The sequence below is a fragment of the Amycolatopsis australiensis genome, assembly GCF_900119165.1.
Classification (GTDB): Bacteria; Actinomycetota; Actinomycetes; order Mycobacteriales; family Pseudonocardiaceae; genus Amycolatopsis; species Amycolatopsis australiensis.
In genome coordinates, this window is the sequence record NZ_FPJG01000006.1 from 8,605,500 (window position 1) to 8,620,064 (window position 14,565).

Annotated in this window: 15 protein-coding genes; 2 read left to right on the top strand and 13 right to left on the bottom strand. The window is 71.3% G+C overall.

Going from position 1 to position 14,565, the window contains the following annotated elements; translation table 11 throughout:
• Nucleotides 1-103: 103 nt before the first annotated feature.
• Nucleotides 104-1,180: a glycoside hydrolase family 88 protein gene (locus BT341_RS41035; protein WP_072481343.1), complete on the top strand. Its 1,077-nt coding sequence runs from the start codon at nt 104-106 to the stop codon at nt 1,178-1,180.
• A 6-nt stretch (nt 1,181-1,186) separates the two neighbouring features.
• Here BT341_RS41035 and BT341_RS41040 read toward each other — a convergent pair whose 3' ends face one another.
• The 11 genes from BT341_RS41040 to BT341_RS41090 all read right to left on the bottom strand — a co-directional run bounded on the left by BT341_RS41040 (nt 1,187) and on the right by BT341_RS41090 (nt 11,824).
• Nucleotides 1,187-2,500, bottom strand: coding sequence for a DNA polymerase IV (locus BT341_RS41040; RefSeq protein ID WP_072481344.1), 1,314 nt, complete (start codon nt 2,498-2,500; stop codon nt 1,187-1,189).
• A gap of 1 nt (nt 2,501) precedes the next feature.
• A complete protein-coding gene (locus tag BT341_RS41045; protein WP_072481345.1) occupies nt 2,502-2,813 on the bottom strand; it encodes a winged helix-turn-helix domain-containing protein in 312 nt (103 codons plus the stop codon).
• Nucleotides 2,813-3,427, bottom strand: a complete 615-nt coding sequence (locus BT341_RS41050; protein WP_072481346.1) for a hypothetical protein — start codon at nt 3,425-3,427, stop codon at nt 2,813-2,815. Before BT341_RS41050 ends, BT341_RS41045 begins: the two co-directional genes overlap by 1 nt.
• Before the next feature lie 57 nt (nt 3,428-3,484).
• Nucleotides 3,485-4,216, bottom strand: a complete 732-nt coding sequence (locus BT341_RS41055) for an ABC transporter permease (protein ID WP_072481347.1) — start codon at nt 4,214-4,216, stop codon at nt 3,485-3,487.
• Nucleotides 4,213-5,112, bottom strand: coding sequence for an ABC transporter ATP-binding protein (locus tag BT341_RS41060; RefSeq protein ID WP_072481348.1), 900 nt, complete (start codon nt 5,110-5,112; stop codon nt 4,213-4,215). The genes BT341_RS41055 and BT341_RS41060 overlap by 4 nt, the downstream gene beginning before the upstream one ends.
• Before the next feature lie 147 nt (nt 5,113-5,259).
• Nucleotides 5,260-6,825, bottom strand: coding sequence for an alpha/beta hydrolase (locus BT341_RS41065; protein WP_072481349.1), 1,566 nt, complete (start codon nt 6,823-6,825; stop codon nt 5,260-5,262).
• Nucleotides 6,826-7,099: 274 nt separating this feature from the next.
• Entirely contained in the window at nt 7,100-7,480 is a 381-nt protein-coding gene (locus BT341_RS41070; RefSeq protein ID WP_072482459.1) for an effector-associated constant component EACC1, read from the bottom strand.
• 53 nt (nt 7,481-7,533) lie between these two features.
• Nucleotides 7,534-9,252, bottom strand: a complete 1,719-nt coding sequence (locus BT341_RS41075) for an aminotransferase class V-fold PLP-dependent enzyme (RefSeq protein ID WP_072481350.1) — start codon at nt 9,250-9,252, stop codon at nt 7,534-7,536.
• Nucleotides 9,249-10,016 (bottom strand): amino acid ABC transporter ATP-binding protein, encoded by a 768-nt coding sequence (locus tag BT341_RS41080; RefSeq protein ID WP_072481351.1) that lies wholly within the window; start codon nt 10,014-10,016, stop codon nt 9,249-9,251. Before BT341_RS41080 ends, BT341_RS41075 begins: the two co-directional genes overlap by 4 nt.
• The gene (locus tag BT341_RS41085) at nt 10,009-10,887 is read right to left on the bottom strand and encodes an amino acid ABC transporter permease (protein WP_072481352.1); all 879 of its coding nucleotides are present in this window, start codon (nt 10,885-10,887) and stop codon (nt 10,009-10,011) included. Before BT341_RS41085 ends, BT341_RS41080 begins: the two co-directional genes overlap by 8 nt.
• A complete protein-coding gene (locus tag BT341_RS41090; RefSeq protein ID WP_072481353.1) occupies nt 10,874-11,824 on the bottom strand; it encodes an ABC transporter substrate-binding protein in 951 nt (316 codons plus the stop codon). Before BT341_RS41090 ends, BT341_RS41085 begins: the two co-directional genes overlap by 14 nt.
• Before the next feature lie 98 nt (nt 11,825-11,922).
• Here BT341_RS41090 and BT341_RS41095 point away from each other — a divergent pair, with 98 nt between their 5' ends.
• On the top strand, nt 11,923-12,906 hold the full coding sequence (locus BT341_RS41095; RefSeq protein ID WP_072481354.1) for a Gfo/Idh/MocA family protein: 984 nt from the start codon (nt 11,923-11,925) through the stop codon (nt 12,904-12,906).
• Here BT341_RS41095 and BT341_RS41100 read toward each other — a convergent pair.
• Together BT341_RS41100 and BT341_RS41105 are read right to left on the bottom strand one after the other, a co-directional pair.
• Complete coding sequence (locus BT341_RS41100) at nt 12,867-13,247, bottom strand: NADAR family protein (RefSeq protein ID WP_072481355.1); 381 nt, start codon at nt 13,245-13,247, stop codon at nt 12,867-12,869. The two genes, BT341_RS41095 and BT341_RS41100, sit on opposite strands and share 40 nt — an antisense overlap.
• Nucleotides 13,248-13,352: 105 nt before the next feature.
• On the bottom strand, nt 13,353-14,558 hold the full coding sequence (locus tag BT341_RS41105) for a family 8 glycosyl hydrolase (RefSeq protein WP_072481356.1): 1,206 nt from the start codon (nt 14,556-14,558) through the stop codon (nt 13,353-13,355).
• Nucleotides 14,559-14,565: the final 7 nt, after the last annotated feature.

The window sequence follows — 14,565 nt, forward strand, 5'->3', positions numbered from 1 at the left end:
CGGACGACCCGCCGCCATGAGTCCTGCGACAACGGGGCTTCGCCCCAAGCCGGGGGGCTCCGCCACCCGGACCCGCAAACGATCGTCGAGGAAGGACGCTTTGATGCGTTTCCGAGGAATTCGTGGCTTCGGGGTGCTCGCGGCCGCGGCCTTGGCGGGCAGTCTCTTCACCGCCCCGGTGGCCACGGCCGCGACCTGCGGCGTTTCCGGCGAAATGGTGGCCGCGGGCAACTACTGGGTGACCAACGGGACGAACCTGGCCGCGCCGGACTGGCAGAACGCGACGTTCCACGTCGGCAACCTCGCACTGGTCCGGACCACCGGCCAGTCCAACCACAAGACGTACCCGTGGGCCCAGGCCAACCACTACGAGCTGCCGTCCGACCCGAAGCGGCCGTTCTTCCCGGACAACCAGGCGGCCGGCGAGGCGTACCTGGACCTGTACACCTACTTCCACCCGGAAATCCCGCTGGATTCGATCCGCACCCGCATCCGCGACGAGGTCGCGTCGGTGCAGGCGGGCCACCACGACTACTGGAACTACGTCGACGCGCTGAACATGGCGATGCCGTCGTTCGCGCGGATGAGCCTGATCGACAAGGATCCGTCCTATTTGGACGCTATGCAGCAGCTGTTCTCGTACTCCGAGCACAAGCTGTTCAACGAGTTCACCGGCCTGTGGTACCGCGACGCGCGGTTCACGGGCTCGGGCGTGTTCTGGTCGCGCGGCAACGGCTGGGCGCTGGCGGCGCTGACGAAGGTGCTGCAGGTACTCCCGGCGGACGACCCGCGGCGGCCGGAGTACCTGCGGGTGTTCAAGAAGATGGCGTTCACGCTGGCGTTGGCCCAGCGACGTGACGGCTTCTGGAACTCCGACCTGCTGAACCCGCACGACCACGGCGGCCCGGAGTCCAGCGGCACGGCGTTGTTCACCTTCGGCCTCGGCTGGGGCATCAGCGCGGGGATCCTGCCGGCCGAGCGGTACCGCCCGGTGGTGGACAAGGCGTGGACGGCACTGTCGACGAAGGCGTTGCGGGCCGGCGGGCTGGTGGGCTACGTCCAGCCGGTGGGCGACCGCCCGGCGACGGCTCGCCCGGACGACACCGCGGCCTACGGCGTGGGCGCGTTCCTGCTGGCGGGCCAGCAGGTGGCGAAACTCCAAGGCTGCCCGGCCGACTAGCCGAACTCACTTCAGGCAGTCGCCGGGGTCGCCGCGGGTCAGGGCCGGGTCGGTCTGGTCGAACGTGCGGGCCACGCCCGGGCCCGTCGACCGTGACTCGAACCGGACCGTCACCCGGCCGTGGCCCGCGCCCTGGACCCAGCCCGTGCCGTACTCGGCGTGCACCACGTCGTCGCCCTGGCGCCACTCCGACGGCGCCGCGGGAGCCGGCGCCGGTGCCGAAGAAACCACCGTCGAGGCCGGCGTCGTCGCCGGGACGGACAGGCTGAACAACGCGTCCTGGTGCGGGACCGACAGGCCGCTGAACGCGACCCCGGCCAGGCGGACGCCGCCGAACTCCGCCGGGTCCAGCAGGAGGCGCTCCGCCGTCGACAGCAGCTCCGCCAGGTCGTCGGTCGGGGCCGAGATCGTCTCCGAGCGGGTCACCGTGTGCATGTCCGTGTGCCGCAGCTTGACCACGACCGTCCTGGCCACGCGTTCCGCCTTCACCAGCCGCCGGTGCGCGCCCGCCGCGATCCGGCGGACCTCCGCGCGCAGCGTCGGCAGGTCGATGATGTCCGTGTCGAACGTCGTCTCCGCGCTGACCTGTTTCGTCTCGCCGCGGTCGGCCACCGGGCGGTCGTCGACGCCGGTGGCCAGCCGGCGCAGGTCGCGGCCGACCACGCCACCGAGCGTGGCCACCGCGTCCTGTTCGGACAGTGCCGCCAGCTGCCCGAGCGTCTGGACGCCGATGAACCGCAGCCTCCCCTCGGCCACCGGCCCGATGCCCCACAGCGCGCGCACCGGCAGCGGCGCCAGGAACTCCCGCTCGGTGCCCTGCGGCACGACCAGCAGCCCGTCCGGCTTGGCCTCGTCCGAGGCGATCTTCGCGATCTGCTTGCCGTTGCCCGCGCCGATCGACGCCACCAGGCCGGTTTCCGCGCGGATGCGAGACCGCAGCGAGGCGCAGAAGGACGTCACCTCGTCGAGGGAAGCGCCGACCAGCGACGGCGGTTCGGCGAACGCCTCGTCCAGCGAGATCTTCTCCAGCACCGGCGCCACCGACGTCACGACGGCGAAGACCTCCTGGCTGAGCCGCTCGTACACGCGGAACCGCGGCGGCACGATCACGCCGTTCGCCGGCAGCAGCCGCCGCGCCTGCGCCATCGGCATCGCCGACCGGATGCCGAACGCCCGCGACTCGTAGCTCGCGCCCGCGACGACCCCGCGCGGCCCGGTCCCGCCGACGAGCACCGGGCGCCCGGCCAGCGTCGGGCGGGTGAGCTGCTCGGCCGACGCGTAGAAGGCGTCCAGGTCGAGGTGGATCACCCAGCGGGCCACGTCAGCCCCCGCCGGTGGCGTCCAGCAGCCGGTGCAGCGCCTTGGTGTAGCTCTCGAACGCCGCGCGCCCGGCCGCGGTCAGCCGGACCAGGGTGACCGGCGTGCGGTGCTCGTAGGCCTTGGTGATCTCGACGTACTCGGCGTCCTCGAGCTTGCGCAGGTGCGTCGAGAGGTTGCCCGCGGTCATGTCCAGCAGCTGCTGCAGGCGCGGGAAGGTGATCTGGTCGCCGTCGCGCAACCCGGCGAGGGCGACCGTGACGCGCAGCCGCGCCTGGGCGTGGATGACCGGGTCGAGCTGCGGCAGTTCGCTCATCAGCGCTTCTCACGCGCGAAGTAGACGAGGGAGGCGAGCAGGAACCCGCCGCCACCGCACACGGTCAGCACGAGGAAGTTGGCGGGGTAGCCGACCAGCACGCCGAGCGCGGCCGACACGATCATCCACGCGCCGAGGCCGTACATCAGCTTGTCCTGCCAGACCATGCCGCCCGCCAGGTACATCACGCCGGTGTACAGCAGCCAGGTGCCGGTCCACACCAGCGACACCTGCCCGGGCGCCAGGACGCCGAACGCGGTGATCCGGACGTCGACGACCATCAGCCCGAGCGAGCCGAGCGCCCAGCCGTAGCCGTACATCGCGGCCACCGTGCGGGACGGGCCGCGGATACCGCGGCCCGTGCGGATGCTGGTGTAGGTCGTGTAGGCCATGGCGGCGACGAACAGCACCGGCACGACGATCCCGCCGGCCCAGGTCGGCACGTCGACGCCGGGGAGCGTCGTGACGTAGGTGAAGCCCCAGCCGACGAGCCAGGCGGCGGCCCACGCGGCGAGCATGCGCCCGGGGCCGCCGCCCAGTTCCCGGCGGGTCCGCCGGTTCTGCTGGGCGATCAGGTTCAGCGACTCCTCCGCCGACAACGGCTCGTCGTCCACCTGTCCCGCCCTTCGTCCGCGCAGACCCCTCAGTACCGCACGGAAGCTAACACGCATTCACAGCCGGGCCGTGTCCAGCCGGAACCGGCGCACGACGACCAGCGCCGGGACGACCAGCCAGCCCGCCAGCACGAGCGCCGCGAGACCCGTCCCGCCCGCGTGGGCGAGCGGTTCGACGCCGACGCGGCCGAGCCAGTAGGTCGGGAAGAAGTGCGCGAGCGTGGCCATCCAGTCCGGCAGGGCCCACAGCGGGATCCACAGGCCGCCGAGCATGCCCAGCGGCATCATCAGCGCGCCGGTCACCGCGCCGACCGTGTCGCCCTTGCCGAACAGGCCGATGGCCAGGCCGAGCACGGCGAACGGGAGCACGCCGAGCCACAGCGACACCAGCACCAGGCCCCACTGGGCGGCGGTCATCGCCACGCCGAGCGCCAGCCCGGCGAGGAAGAGCACCACGAGCACCGGCAGTGCCACGGCCATCGCCGAGAGCACCTTGACCACCAGGTAGCCGGGGCCGCGCATCGGCGTCAGGCGCAGCTGCCGCTGCCAGCCGTCGGTGCGTTCCTGCGCCACGCGGGTACCGGTGAACAGCGCGCCGCCGCTCGCGCCGTACGCGGCCAGGTTGATCATGGTCTGGACGTTCGACGGCAGCCCGTTCGGCGTGACGAACTTGCCGAAGATGGAGCCGAACAGCAGGAACATGGCCACCGGCATGCCGATGGTGAAGATCGTGAACTGCGGGCTGCGGAGGATCCGCTTGATCTCCAGGCCCAGGTACGTCGTGTTCACGCGGCGGCCTCCTCGGCGGTGAGCGCCAGGAACGCCTCTTCGAGGCCCAGCGCGGTGATCTCGATGCCGGACGCCTGCGGGTACTTCGCGAGCAGCGCGCGGACGGCCGCGTCGGAATCGGCGCAGGCCAGCTCGGCACGCCCGCCGCGCAACTGCACGGTCGTGACGCCGGGCAGCGCGGTCAGCTCGGCCTCGGCGGCCCCGGGCACGGCGGCCTTGAGCACGCGCCCGGACACCGCGGCCCGGACCTCGGCGACCGGGCCGTCGGCGACGACGGCGCCGTGGCGCATCAGCACCACGCGGTCGGCGTAGTCCTCGGCCTCGGCGAGGTAGTGCGTCGCGAACAGCACGGTCCGGCCGCCGGCGGCGAACTCGCGGATGGCGGCCCAGAACGCGCGCCTGCCCTCGACGTCCATCGCGGCGGTGGGCTCGTCGAGCACGAGCAGCTGCGGGTCGCCCGCGAGCGCGACGGCGAACCGGACGCGCTGGCGTTCCCCGCCGGACAGCTTGCCGCAGCGCCGGTTCACCAGGTTCTCGAGCCCGGCGCGGGCGATCACCTCGCTCGCGGACAGCGGCTCGGCGTGCGTCGAGACGATCAGGCCGACGATCTCGCCGACGGTGACATCGGGCAGCAGCGCGCCGTTCTGCATCATCGCGCCGACGAGCCCCCGGTCGACGGCTTCGCGCGGGCTGCCACCGGCGACGACGACCTCGCCCGCGTCCGGCCTGGTCAGGCCCAGCAGCATGTCGACGGTCGTCGACTTGCCCGCGCCGTTCGGCCCGAGCAGCGCGACCACCTCGCCGCGGGCGACCTCGACGGACACGCCGTCGACGGCCGTGACGCGGCCGAACCGTTTCGTGAGGCCGTGGAGCGCGAACGCCGGTCCCCCAGTCATGGCGTCCTCCCTTCGATCGTGGACTTTGCGAAGCAAAGCCGGAATCCACTTTGTAACACAAAGTCCGCGCGAGTTCAAAGTCCACGGTACTGAAAACGGGGTGCCGGGCTGGGCGCCCGACACCCCGTCGTCAGGAGTTACCGCAGGTCAGCCGGCGAATCGGCCGGAGACGAGACCGGTGTCCGCGCGAGCCGCGGTGGCCGTGGGAGCCGGCGGCGTCGGCTGCGGCAGCGGCGCGCACTCGACGTCGGCCGTGCGGCCGGGCAGGCGGGCCGGCAGTGCGCCCGTCGCCAGGTAGGCGGCGATCTTCGTGTCGACGCACGCGTTGCCGCGCGGGGTGATCGCGTGGCTCGTGCCGCCCGGCTCCGCGATCAGCGAAGCACCCGGGAAGCGGCTGCGGACCTCGAGGCTGCCCGGGAACGGCGTCGCCGCGTCGAGGGTCTCGTCGATCATCAGCACGCTCTGGACGCCGTGCCCGTCGACCTTCGTCGGCTTGCCGGGCTTCGCCGGCCAGTACAGGCAGGGCGCGTTGAACCAGGCGTTCTGCCAGGTGAAGTACGGCGCCTTGGCGAAGGTCTGCCAGTTGTCGCGCTTCCACTGGTTCCAGCTCTGCGGCCACTGGACGTCGGTGCACTGGACGGCGAGGTAGACCGCGTAGCCGTTGTCGTCGCCGCGGCCGCCGAAGGCCTCGAACAGCGACTTCCAGTTCTGCCAGTCGCCCTTGTTGACGAACCGCGACAGCGCGTCGCCCAGCAGCGTCCACCGCAGCTGGTAGTAGCTCGCCTGCTGGATGACGTCGATGATCTCGTCGGGCCCGATCACGCCGCCGGCGGGGTTCACCGACGTCTTGAGCAGCTGCTCGTCGACGACGCGCTGCACGGCGGACTGCGTCTTGCCGAGGTGGTAGACGTCGTCGTGCTGGGCGAGCCAGCCGAACCAGATGAGGATGTTCTTGTCGAACGCGACGTCCTGGTTGAGGTTGTCGCCGTACCAGACACCGCGCGGGTCGACCGTCGAGTCGAGCACCATCCGGCGCACGTTCTGCGGGAACAGCGTGCCGTAGACCTGGCCGAGGTAGGTGCCGTAGGAGTAGCCGTAGAAGTTCAGCTGCCGCTGGCCCAGCGCCTGGCGGATGGAGTCCATGTCCTTGACCGTGTCGGTCGTCTTCATGTTCTCCAGCAGGGCCTTCGGCGTGTTCTTCGCGCACGCTTCGGCGTAGCCCTTGGCGCGGCCGAGCCAGGTCCGCTCCAGCTGCGGCGTGACCGGCACGTACCCGGGCCGGTCGTAGTCCATGTAGTTCGGATCGCAGCTCAGCGCGGGCTTGCTGGCGCCGACGCCGCGCGGGTCGAAGCCGATCCAGTCGTAGGCGTCGCCGGCGTGCCCGGGCACGCGCGAGCCGCGGGTGGCCAGCAGCAGGCCGGACCCGCCGGGCCCGCCCGGATTGGTCAGCATGACGCCCTGGTACTGCGCGTCCGGAACTTTGTGCTTGACCCGGCTGACGGCGAGCTGGACCTGGTCACCGTGCGGCTTCGAGTAGTCGAGCGGAACGCCGAGGACCCCGCATTCGGCCCCGGCGGCGGCGAGCGTGGCATTGCTGCACGGGCCCCAGGCGATCGAGCCGGGCGCGGCCGCCGCGGACGCGGCCGGCGCGGCCACGAGCACGGCCGCCAGCACGGCGGCGGCAGTGCCCGCTCCGAGAAAGGCACGTCTCACTGTTTTCTCCCTTTTCCCTGCGACTTCGGGCGGGAGAACCCTAGACCCGGCAAGCGCTTCCGCGGGACGGCCGCGCGCGAACGCCCTACGAAAGGCGGAAATCGGGTGACGCGGGCGTTCCGGGACCCGGATGGCCGGTTTCGCGATCTTCTTCGTCCGGCTCCGCCTCGTGTGAGCCGGTCCGCCACGAGCACCTGCCTGGCGAATCCGCGGCCACGGCGGGGTTCCTTCGCCGCGGAGGCCGTGGAGTCCTTCGTGGAGTGACGGCGACGCCCTAGGCGTGCCGCCGGACGAAGGCGTCGATCAGCTGCCGGCGCTCGGCCGTCGTCGCGCGCTCCAGCTCGACCGTGTCGCCGTCGATCGTCACCGTGATCTTGTAGCGGCCCGCCTGCCTGCCCAGCCACTCGCGCAGCGTCTCCACCAGACCCGGGAACACGCCGCCGGCCGCGCTGAACGCCACCACGAGCGAGCCGATCGTCACCGGGTCCGCCGCCTTCCCTCCCGGCGGGACCTCGCCCGGCACCGCCCGCAGGTCGACGTCGAGCTCGGCCAGCTCGCCGCGCAGCCGGCGGGCGAGCCGGTCGAGCTCCTCCGCGTCGGCCTCGTCCTCGGCCTCCAGCCGCAGCAGCGCGCTCCGGGTGTCCGATTCGGTCATGCGCGCCATGGTCCGCCCGGCCGGACCGCGGGGCAAGGTCCGATCGGGCAGCTTCAGGCACGGATTTCGTTGAGGTAGTTGTAGATCGTGTACCGGGTGACGTCCAGGCGCCCGGCCAGGTGGTCGACGGCGTCCTTGATGAGGAAATAACCGGCTTCGTCGAGTTCCCGGACCACCGCGGCCTTGTGCCGCTTCTTCATCAGGTCCACCGGGATCCCGGCCTTGGCCACCGCCCGGTCGACGAGGAACCGCTGCAGGCTGTCGACGTCCGGTGGGAAAGTCTCCGGCTCGCCGCCGGCGGCCGGGGAAGGAACCGGGTCGACGCTGTTGACGCACAGGCAGCCGACCGCGACCCCGTCGGCGTCGCGCAGGAACAGCGTCGACGAGCGGATCGGGCGGCCGTCCGGGCCGTGCGTGCGGTAGTTCGTCAGGTCCTGGGTGGTGCCGCGGCGGACCAGGCCGAGCAGCAGGTCGGTCATCGGGCCGCCGACGCTGCGGCCGGTCAGGTCGCCCGCGATGGCGATGATCGAGTCCGGCAGCCGGCTCAGGTCGTGCAGCAGGACTTCGTTGCCCGGCCCGAGCATCGCCGCCAGCCCCGGGATCGCCGGGACGAGCGCGGTGAGCACGTCGTGCGTCGTCGCGCCCGCGGCCGGGACGACCAGCGGCTCACGCGGCCTGGTCAGCGTCTCCAGCGCTTCCCGGAGCAGGTCCGCGGCGACCGCCGGGGTCGACGCGTGCGGCGAGAGCCGGACGTGCTCGGGCCGCACGGTCGCCGCGATCCCGGCGTTGTTCAGCGCCGCGCCGACCTGCTCGGCGGGGTGGCCGGGCAGGGTGAACGCCAGGATCCCGGCCCGCCGTGCGGTCGCCGAGACGACCTGGGCACCGCAGGAGGCCAGCACTTCTTCGAACGACGCGATCCGCTCGGCGATCCGCGCCGCGATGGCTTCGACGCCCGCGTCCTCGACCAGCTCCAGTGCCTCGGCGAACGCGCCGGAGGTGATCGGGCTCAGGTTGGAGATCGACCAGGCCTGCGCGGTCGCGTCCGGCGGGTGGATCTCGTCGTCGAACAGGCCGGGGTCGCGCGCGCCGGTCCAGCCGGACAGGATCGGGTCCATCCGGTCGAGAGCGCGGTCGGACAGCACCGCGAAGCCGGTGCCCCAGCCCGCCCGCAGCCACTTCTGCCCGCCGACGACCAGGACGTCGGCAACCTCCCACGGCTCGTCGACGACGCCGAAGCCCTGGATGCCGTCGACGACCAGCAGCCGGTCGCCGACGACCTCCCGCAGCGCCGCCAGGTCGGCCCGGTAGCCGGTGCGGAAGTCGACCGCGCTGACGCTGACGGTCGTGATCTCCGGCGTCAACGCCTCCGCCACGCGCTCGGGCGTCACGTACCCGCTGGTCAGGCGCCGGACGCGCAGGCGACCGGCCTGTTCGGCGCGGGCCCACGGGTAGGTGTTGGCCGGGAACTCCGACGCCGACACGAGCACCTCTCCGGTGCTGTGGAACGCCGCCTGGAACAGGCCGAGGCTGGTGTGCGGCAGCAGGACGGTGTGGTCGGTGTCCGAGCCGGACAGCCGCGCCGCGGCCGCCTTGGCCCGGACCTCCTGCCGCATCAGCTCGTCCACAGTAGACGGTCCGGCCGTGGTGGCCTGGTCGAGCAGCGCGGCCGTCGTGTCGAGCACGGCGTGCGACGGCGGCCCGAAACGGGCGAAGTCGAGGTAGCCGGCGGGCTCGTCGAACTGGAGCAGGTACCGGGGCGAAATCCGCGTCACGCGAGGATCCTCGCCAGGAACTGCCGGGTCCGTTCGTGCTTCGGCGCGCTCAGCACCTGAGACGGCGGCCCGGTCTCGACGACGGCGCCGTCGGCCAGGAACACCACCTCGTCGGCGGCCTCCGCGGCGAAGCTCATCTCGTGCGTCACGACGACCATCGTCATCCCCTCCCCCGCCAACGTACTCATCACTTCCAGGACCTCGCCGACCAGCTCCGGGTCGAGCGCGGACGTCGGCTCGTCGAACAGCATCAGCTTCGGCTTCATCGCCAGCGACCGGGCGATCGCGACCCGCTGCTGCTGCCCGCCGGACAGCTGCGCCGGATACGCGTCGGCGCGGTGGGCGAGCCCGACGCGGTCCAGCAGTTCCAGTCCCTGCTTGCGGGCGTCCTCCGGTTTCACGCCCAGGACCTTGACCGGGCCCTCGACGACGTTCTCCAGCGCCGTCCGGTGCGCGAACAGGTTGAACCGCTGGAACACCATGCCGATGTCCCGGCGCTGGCGGGCGACGTCGCGTTCGCGCAGCTCGTACAGCTTGCCGCCGCGCTGCCGGAAGCCGATCGGCTCGCCGTCGACCCAGATCTGCCCGGCGTCGATCGTCTCGAGGTGGTTGATGCAGCGCAGGAACGTGCTCTTCCCGGCGCCGGACGGGCCGAGCAGGCAGACGACCTGTCCCTTGTGGACTTCGAGGTCGATGCCACCGAGGACTTCGGTGTGGCCGTACGACTTCTTGACGCCGACGGCGCGCAGCAGTGGCTCAGACACGGGCACTCCTCACCAGCGGCACGCCGCGCAACGCCTTGCCGGCGCGGGCGAGCGGCCCGCGGTCGGCCTGGCCGAAGGCGCGTTCCAGGTAGTGCTGGCCGACGCCGGCGACGGTCACCACGACCATGTACCAGACGGCCGCGGCCAGCAGCGTCTCCATGACCAGCAGGTTGTTGGACGAGATGTTGTTGGCCGCGTGGATCAGCTCGGTCACGCCGATCACCGACGCCATCGACGTGCCCTTGAGCATGTTGATGAAGTCGTTGCCGGTCGGCGGGATGATCACGCGCATGGCCTGCGGCAGCACGACCCGGCGCAGCGTCGCGGCCGGCGTCATGCCGATCGACTTCGCGGCCTCCGTCTGCCCGCTGTCGACGCTGTTCAGCCCGGCGCGGACGATCTCGGCCATATACGCGCTTTCGTTGAGCGCCAAGCCGAGGAAGGCCGCGGTGAACGCGCTGATCAGCACGTTCGTCTGCTCGTGGACGAGGAACGGGATGTCGATGACCGGGAAGACGAGCGCCAGGTTGTACCAGAGCAGGATCTGCAGCAGCACGGGCAGGCCGCGGAAGATCCAGATGTAGCCGGCGGCGAACCAGCGGGCGACCGGGTTGGCGCTGCGGCGCAGCAGGGCGATGACGATGCCGAGCACGATCGCGACGGCCTGGGACAGCACCGCCAGCACGACGGTGTTGAGCAGGCCGGTCGCCATCACCCGGTAGAACACGAAGTCCGGGACCTGGCCCCACGCGATCTGCGCGTTGCCCAGGGCGATGCCGAGCAGCACCAGCAGCGCGACGATGATCGCGGCGGCGACCCAGCGGCCCCAGTGCCGGAGGCGGACGATGGGCAGTGGCTCAGGAGCCGCCATTGACCGTGGCCTCCTTGATCGCACCCTGCTCGACACCCCAGGCCTGCAGGATCTTGCCGTAGGTGCCGTCGGTGATCAGGGCCTGCAGAGCCTTCTGCACGGCGTCGCGCAGCTGCGTGTTCTGCTTGTTGACGCCGATGCCGTACGGGCCGCCGTCGATCGGCTGGCCGGGCACGACGTCGAAGAACTTGCCGTCGCCCGCGGTGCGGGAGATGTACACGGCGCTGGGCAGGTCGTTGAGGATCGCCTGGACGCGGCCGGTGCGCAGCTGGTTCTGGTTCTGGTTGTCGCTGTCGGTCGCGGTGACGGTGATCGCGGGCTTGCCCGCCTGCGTGCACTTGGTGCTCTGCTCGGCGGCGAACTTCTGGTGGCTGGTGCCCTGCACGACGGCGACGTTCTTGCCGCAGAGCGTGTCCGGGCCGGTGATGCCGTCCGGGTTGCCCTTGCGGATCATGATCGTGATGCCCGAGGTGAAGTAGTCGACGAAGTCGATCTGCTGCTGGCGGGCCTTGGTGTCGTTCATGCCGGCCATGGTCAGGTCGATGCGGCCGGACTGGAGGCTGGTGATCAGCGAGCCGAACGCCATGTCCTGGTGGGTGACGGGGACGCCGAGCTTGGCGGCGATGGCCTTGGCGAGGTCGACCTCGTAGCCGATCGGGGTCTTGCCGTCGGCGGCGTAGAAGTTGTTGGGCGCGGACTGCAGGTTCGACGCCAGGTGCAGGCCTGCCTGCTTGACGGTGGCCGGCAAGGCCGCGTTGAGCTGGGCGTCCTGCTGCACGCCCTGGACGATGGCGGCGGTGTCCGGGATGCCGGACGCGGGGGCGCCGGCGGCCTGCGACGTCCCGCCCGCGCCGTCCGGACCGCCACCACAGGCCGTCACCAGCACGGCCAGGCTCGCGAGCAGCACACCCACCCGCGCGACACGAGAACGGGACATAACGGACCTCCACTGTTCGGCTGGCTCGGAACGCTACAACTCGTTGTTGAAGAGGTCAACTGTCAGTTGAAATTCGGCACCGGTGCTAGCTTCACGCCATGAGCCTGCGGATCGGCGTCCTGGGCGCGGCTCGCATCGCGCCCACCGCCCTGGTCAAGCCCGCCGCGTCACATCCTTCGGTCTCGGTCGACGCGGTGGCGGCCCGCTCACCGGACCGGGCGCAAGCGTTTGCGACCCGGCATCGCGTCCCGCGCGTGCACGCGTCGTACGAAGCGCTGCTGGCGGATCCGGACATCGACGCGGTGTACAACCCGCTCCCGAACGGCCTGCACGGCCGCTGGACCCGGGCGGCGCTGGAAGCGGGCAAGCACGTGCTGTGCGAGAAGCCGTTCACGGCGAACGCCGCGGAAGCCCGGGAGATCGCGCAGCTGGCCCATGCCTCCGGCCGCGTCGTGATGGAGGCGTTCCACTACCGCTACCACCCGCTGGCGCTGCGGGTGGAGGACATCGTGGCGTCGGGCGAGCTGGGGACGCTGCAGCGCGTCGAAACGGCGTTGTGCTTCCCGCTGCCGGTGTTCTCGGACATCCGCTACGACTACGAACTGGCGGGCGGCGCGACGATGGACGCGGGCTGCTACGCGGTCCACATGGCCCGCGTCTTCGGCGGCGAGACACCGGCGGTCGTTTCGGCGTCGGCGAAGCTGCGCGACCGCTTCGTCGACCGGGCGATGACGGCGGAGCTGCGGTACCCGTCGGGCCACACGGGCCGGATCGAGTGTTCGATGTGGTCGTCGTCCCTGCTGAAGATCAGCGCGAAGGTGATCGGCTCACGCGGCTCGCTGACGGTGCTGAACCCGGTGATGCCCCAGGCGTTCCACCGTCTTTCCGTGCGGGCGGGCGGCGCACGCCGGACGGAGAAGTTCCCGCGGCGAGCGTCGTACGCGTACCAGCTGGACGCATTCGCGGCGGCGGTCCTGCACGGCGAGCCGGTGAAGACGCCGGCGGCCGACGCGGTGGAGACGATGACGGTGATCGACGAGATCTACCGCGCGGCGGGACTGCCACCGCGAGAGCCGAGCTGAGCCCCGACATCGGCGAGGGCGAAGCCCAGGAGGTTCAGGCCGCGCCAGGCGCGTGGGTTCGCGGCCCGCGGATCGTCCGCCGCCAGGCCGATGCCCACACGCGGTCGACCGGGCTCGCCTCGACCAGCACCCGATGCGCGGTACCGGCCCGGTTCGCCGTGCTGACCGAACTTCGCGGCGTTGCCGTCGACCACGATCCCGTAGCGGTGGGCCACCCACGTCGCTTCGTCGAAGCGGCGCACCCGGCGGCCGAAGTCCTTGGCCTGCTTCGGAGGCACCGCGGTCAGCACCTGCGCGGCGACTTCTTCATCGCCGAAGAGCATCGCCTTGCGCCACATCATGTAGTGCTCGGCGGTCGCGAAGCCGGTGACCGGTCATGCCGCGCAGCCTCGGGCACGCGCCGGCCGTCCCGCACCCGAAATACCGGGTGCGGGACGCCTCCGCCCCTAGGCGGCCACGTAGTTCCCGCTCAGGATGAGCAGTACCTGGATCGTGATGCCGGTGCCGTAGTAGTCCGTCGCGTCCGGGGACCACGTCGAGATCGCCGTCCACAGCTTGTCCAGCCACGCCTGGCTGCCCGGGTCCGTCATCGCCGCCACCGCGAACGGGGCCGTGAAGCACGGGTGCTGCCCGCTCTCCACCTTCGACCCCGACAGCGAGTACCCGCTCTGGATCTTCGCCGGGTCGCCGCCCGTCGCGGACTTGATCCACGTGTTCATCTTGCGTACCTGCGCCGCCGCCGCGCTGCCCGGGGCCGTGACCGCGTCCACGCCGAGGCGCCACGGGTCCCGGCAGGCGTTCCAGCTGTACTTGCCGTCGTTCGGGCCCTCGAGGAAGCCCGACGGCGCCGGCTTCGGGGTCGAGTTCGTGTTCACCACGAAGTCCGGCAGCAGGCCCGTGTTCGGCGCGTACTGCGACTGCAGCCGGCTCACCGCGGTCTCCGCGCGGCTCCGCACCTGGTCCCAGAAGCCGTCGCCCGTCGCCTTGGCGAACGCGCGCAGGTGGCCCGGCATCCAGTCCGACGAGCGCGAGCTGTTCCGGTACTCCGCGTCGTTGCCCCAGTCGCCCAGCAGCGTGAACTTCGTGGTGCCGTTGACCTCGCTCTTCTTGATCGCGTTGATGATCCGGACGGCCTCGGCCTTGTAGTCGACCGCGCCGGAGCTGCCCCACTTCTTGTCCGCGATCAGCAGGCCGTAGGCGATTTCGAGGTCGCCATCGGTGGCGGAGTCGCTGCCGTTGACGCTCTTGCAGTTCGCGTCCTGCTCGGCCGCGTGCAGGTCCTTGTTGTTCACCGACGGGTGCGCCTTGACGAACTTCAGGATCCCGTCGACGATCGAGCGCGCCTGCGGGTCCTTGTCCGCCATCATCGCCGAGATCGTCATGCCGTACCCCTCGCCCTCGGCGACGAAGGGGTGGTCGGCGTCCTTGGACAGCACCGCGTAGGTGCCGCTGCCGCACTTGGTGGTGAGGAAGTTCTTCTTCCAGAAGTCGTAGTACTTCTGCAGCGCCTGGTCCTGCGTCGCCTGCGAGACGGACGGCCGCAGGGTCCCCGGCACGTACGGCGTCCCGGCCGCGGACGCGGTCGAGGGCACGCTCAGCAGCCCGGCGGCGAGCGCGGCCGTGGCCACCACCGCCCGGACGATCTTCTTCATCGCTCCT

What these genes read in the sequence shown, in the direction of transcription:
- BT341_RS41035 (WP_072481343.1), top strand. Translation starts at nt 104, where the DNA reads ATGCGTTTCCGAGGAATTCGTGGCTTCGGGGTGCTCGCGGCCGCGGCC.
- BT341_RS41045 (WP_072481345.1), bottom strand. Translation starts at nt 2,813, where the DNA reads ATGAGCGAACTGCCGCAGCTCGACCCGGTCATCCACGCCCAGGCGCGG.
- BT341_RS41060 (WP_072481348.1), bottom strand. Translation starts at nt 5,112, where the DNA reads ATGACTGGGGGACCGGCGTTCGCGCTCCACGGCCTCACGAAACGGTTC.
- BT341_RS41070 (WP_072482459.1), bottom strand. Translation starts at nt 7,480, where the DNA reads ATGACCGAATCGGACACCCGGAGCGCGCTGCTGCGGCTGGAGGCCGAG.
- BT341_RS41085 (WP_072481352.1), bottom strand. Translation starts at nt 10,887, where the DNA reads ATGGCGGCTCCTGAGCCACTGCCCATCGTCCGCCTCCGGCACTGGGGC.
- BT341_RS41090 (WP_072481353.1), bottom strand. Translation starts at nt 11,824, where the DNA reads ATGTCCCGTTCTCGTGTCGCGCGGGTGGGTGTGCTGCTCGCGAGCCTG.
- BT341_RS41095 (WP_072481354.1), top strand. Translation starts at nt 11,923, where the DNA reads ATGAGCCTGCGGATCGGCGTCCTGGGCGCGGCTCGCATCGCGCCCACC.
- BT341_RS41100 (WP_072481355.1), bottom strand. Translation starts at nt 13,247, where the DNA reads ATGATGTGGCGCAAGGCGATGCTCTTCGGCGATGAAGAAGTCGCCGCG.
- BT341_RS41105 (WP_072481356.1), bottom strand. Translation starts at nt 14,558, where the DNA reads ATGAAGAAGATCGTCCGGGCGGTGGTGGCCACGGCCGCGCTCGCCGCC.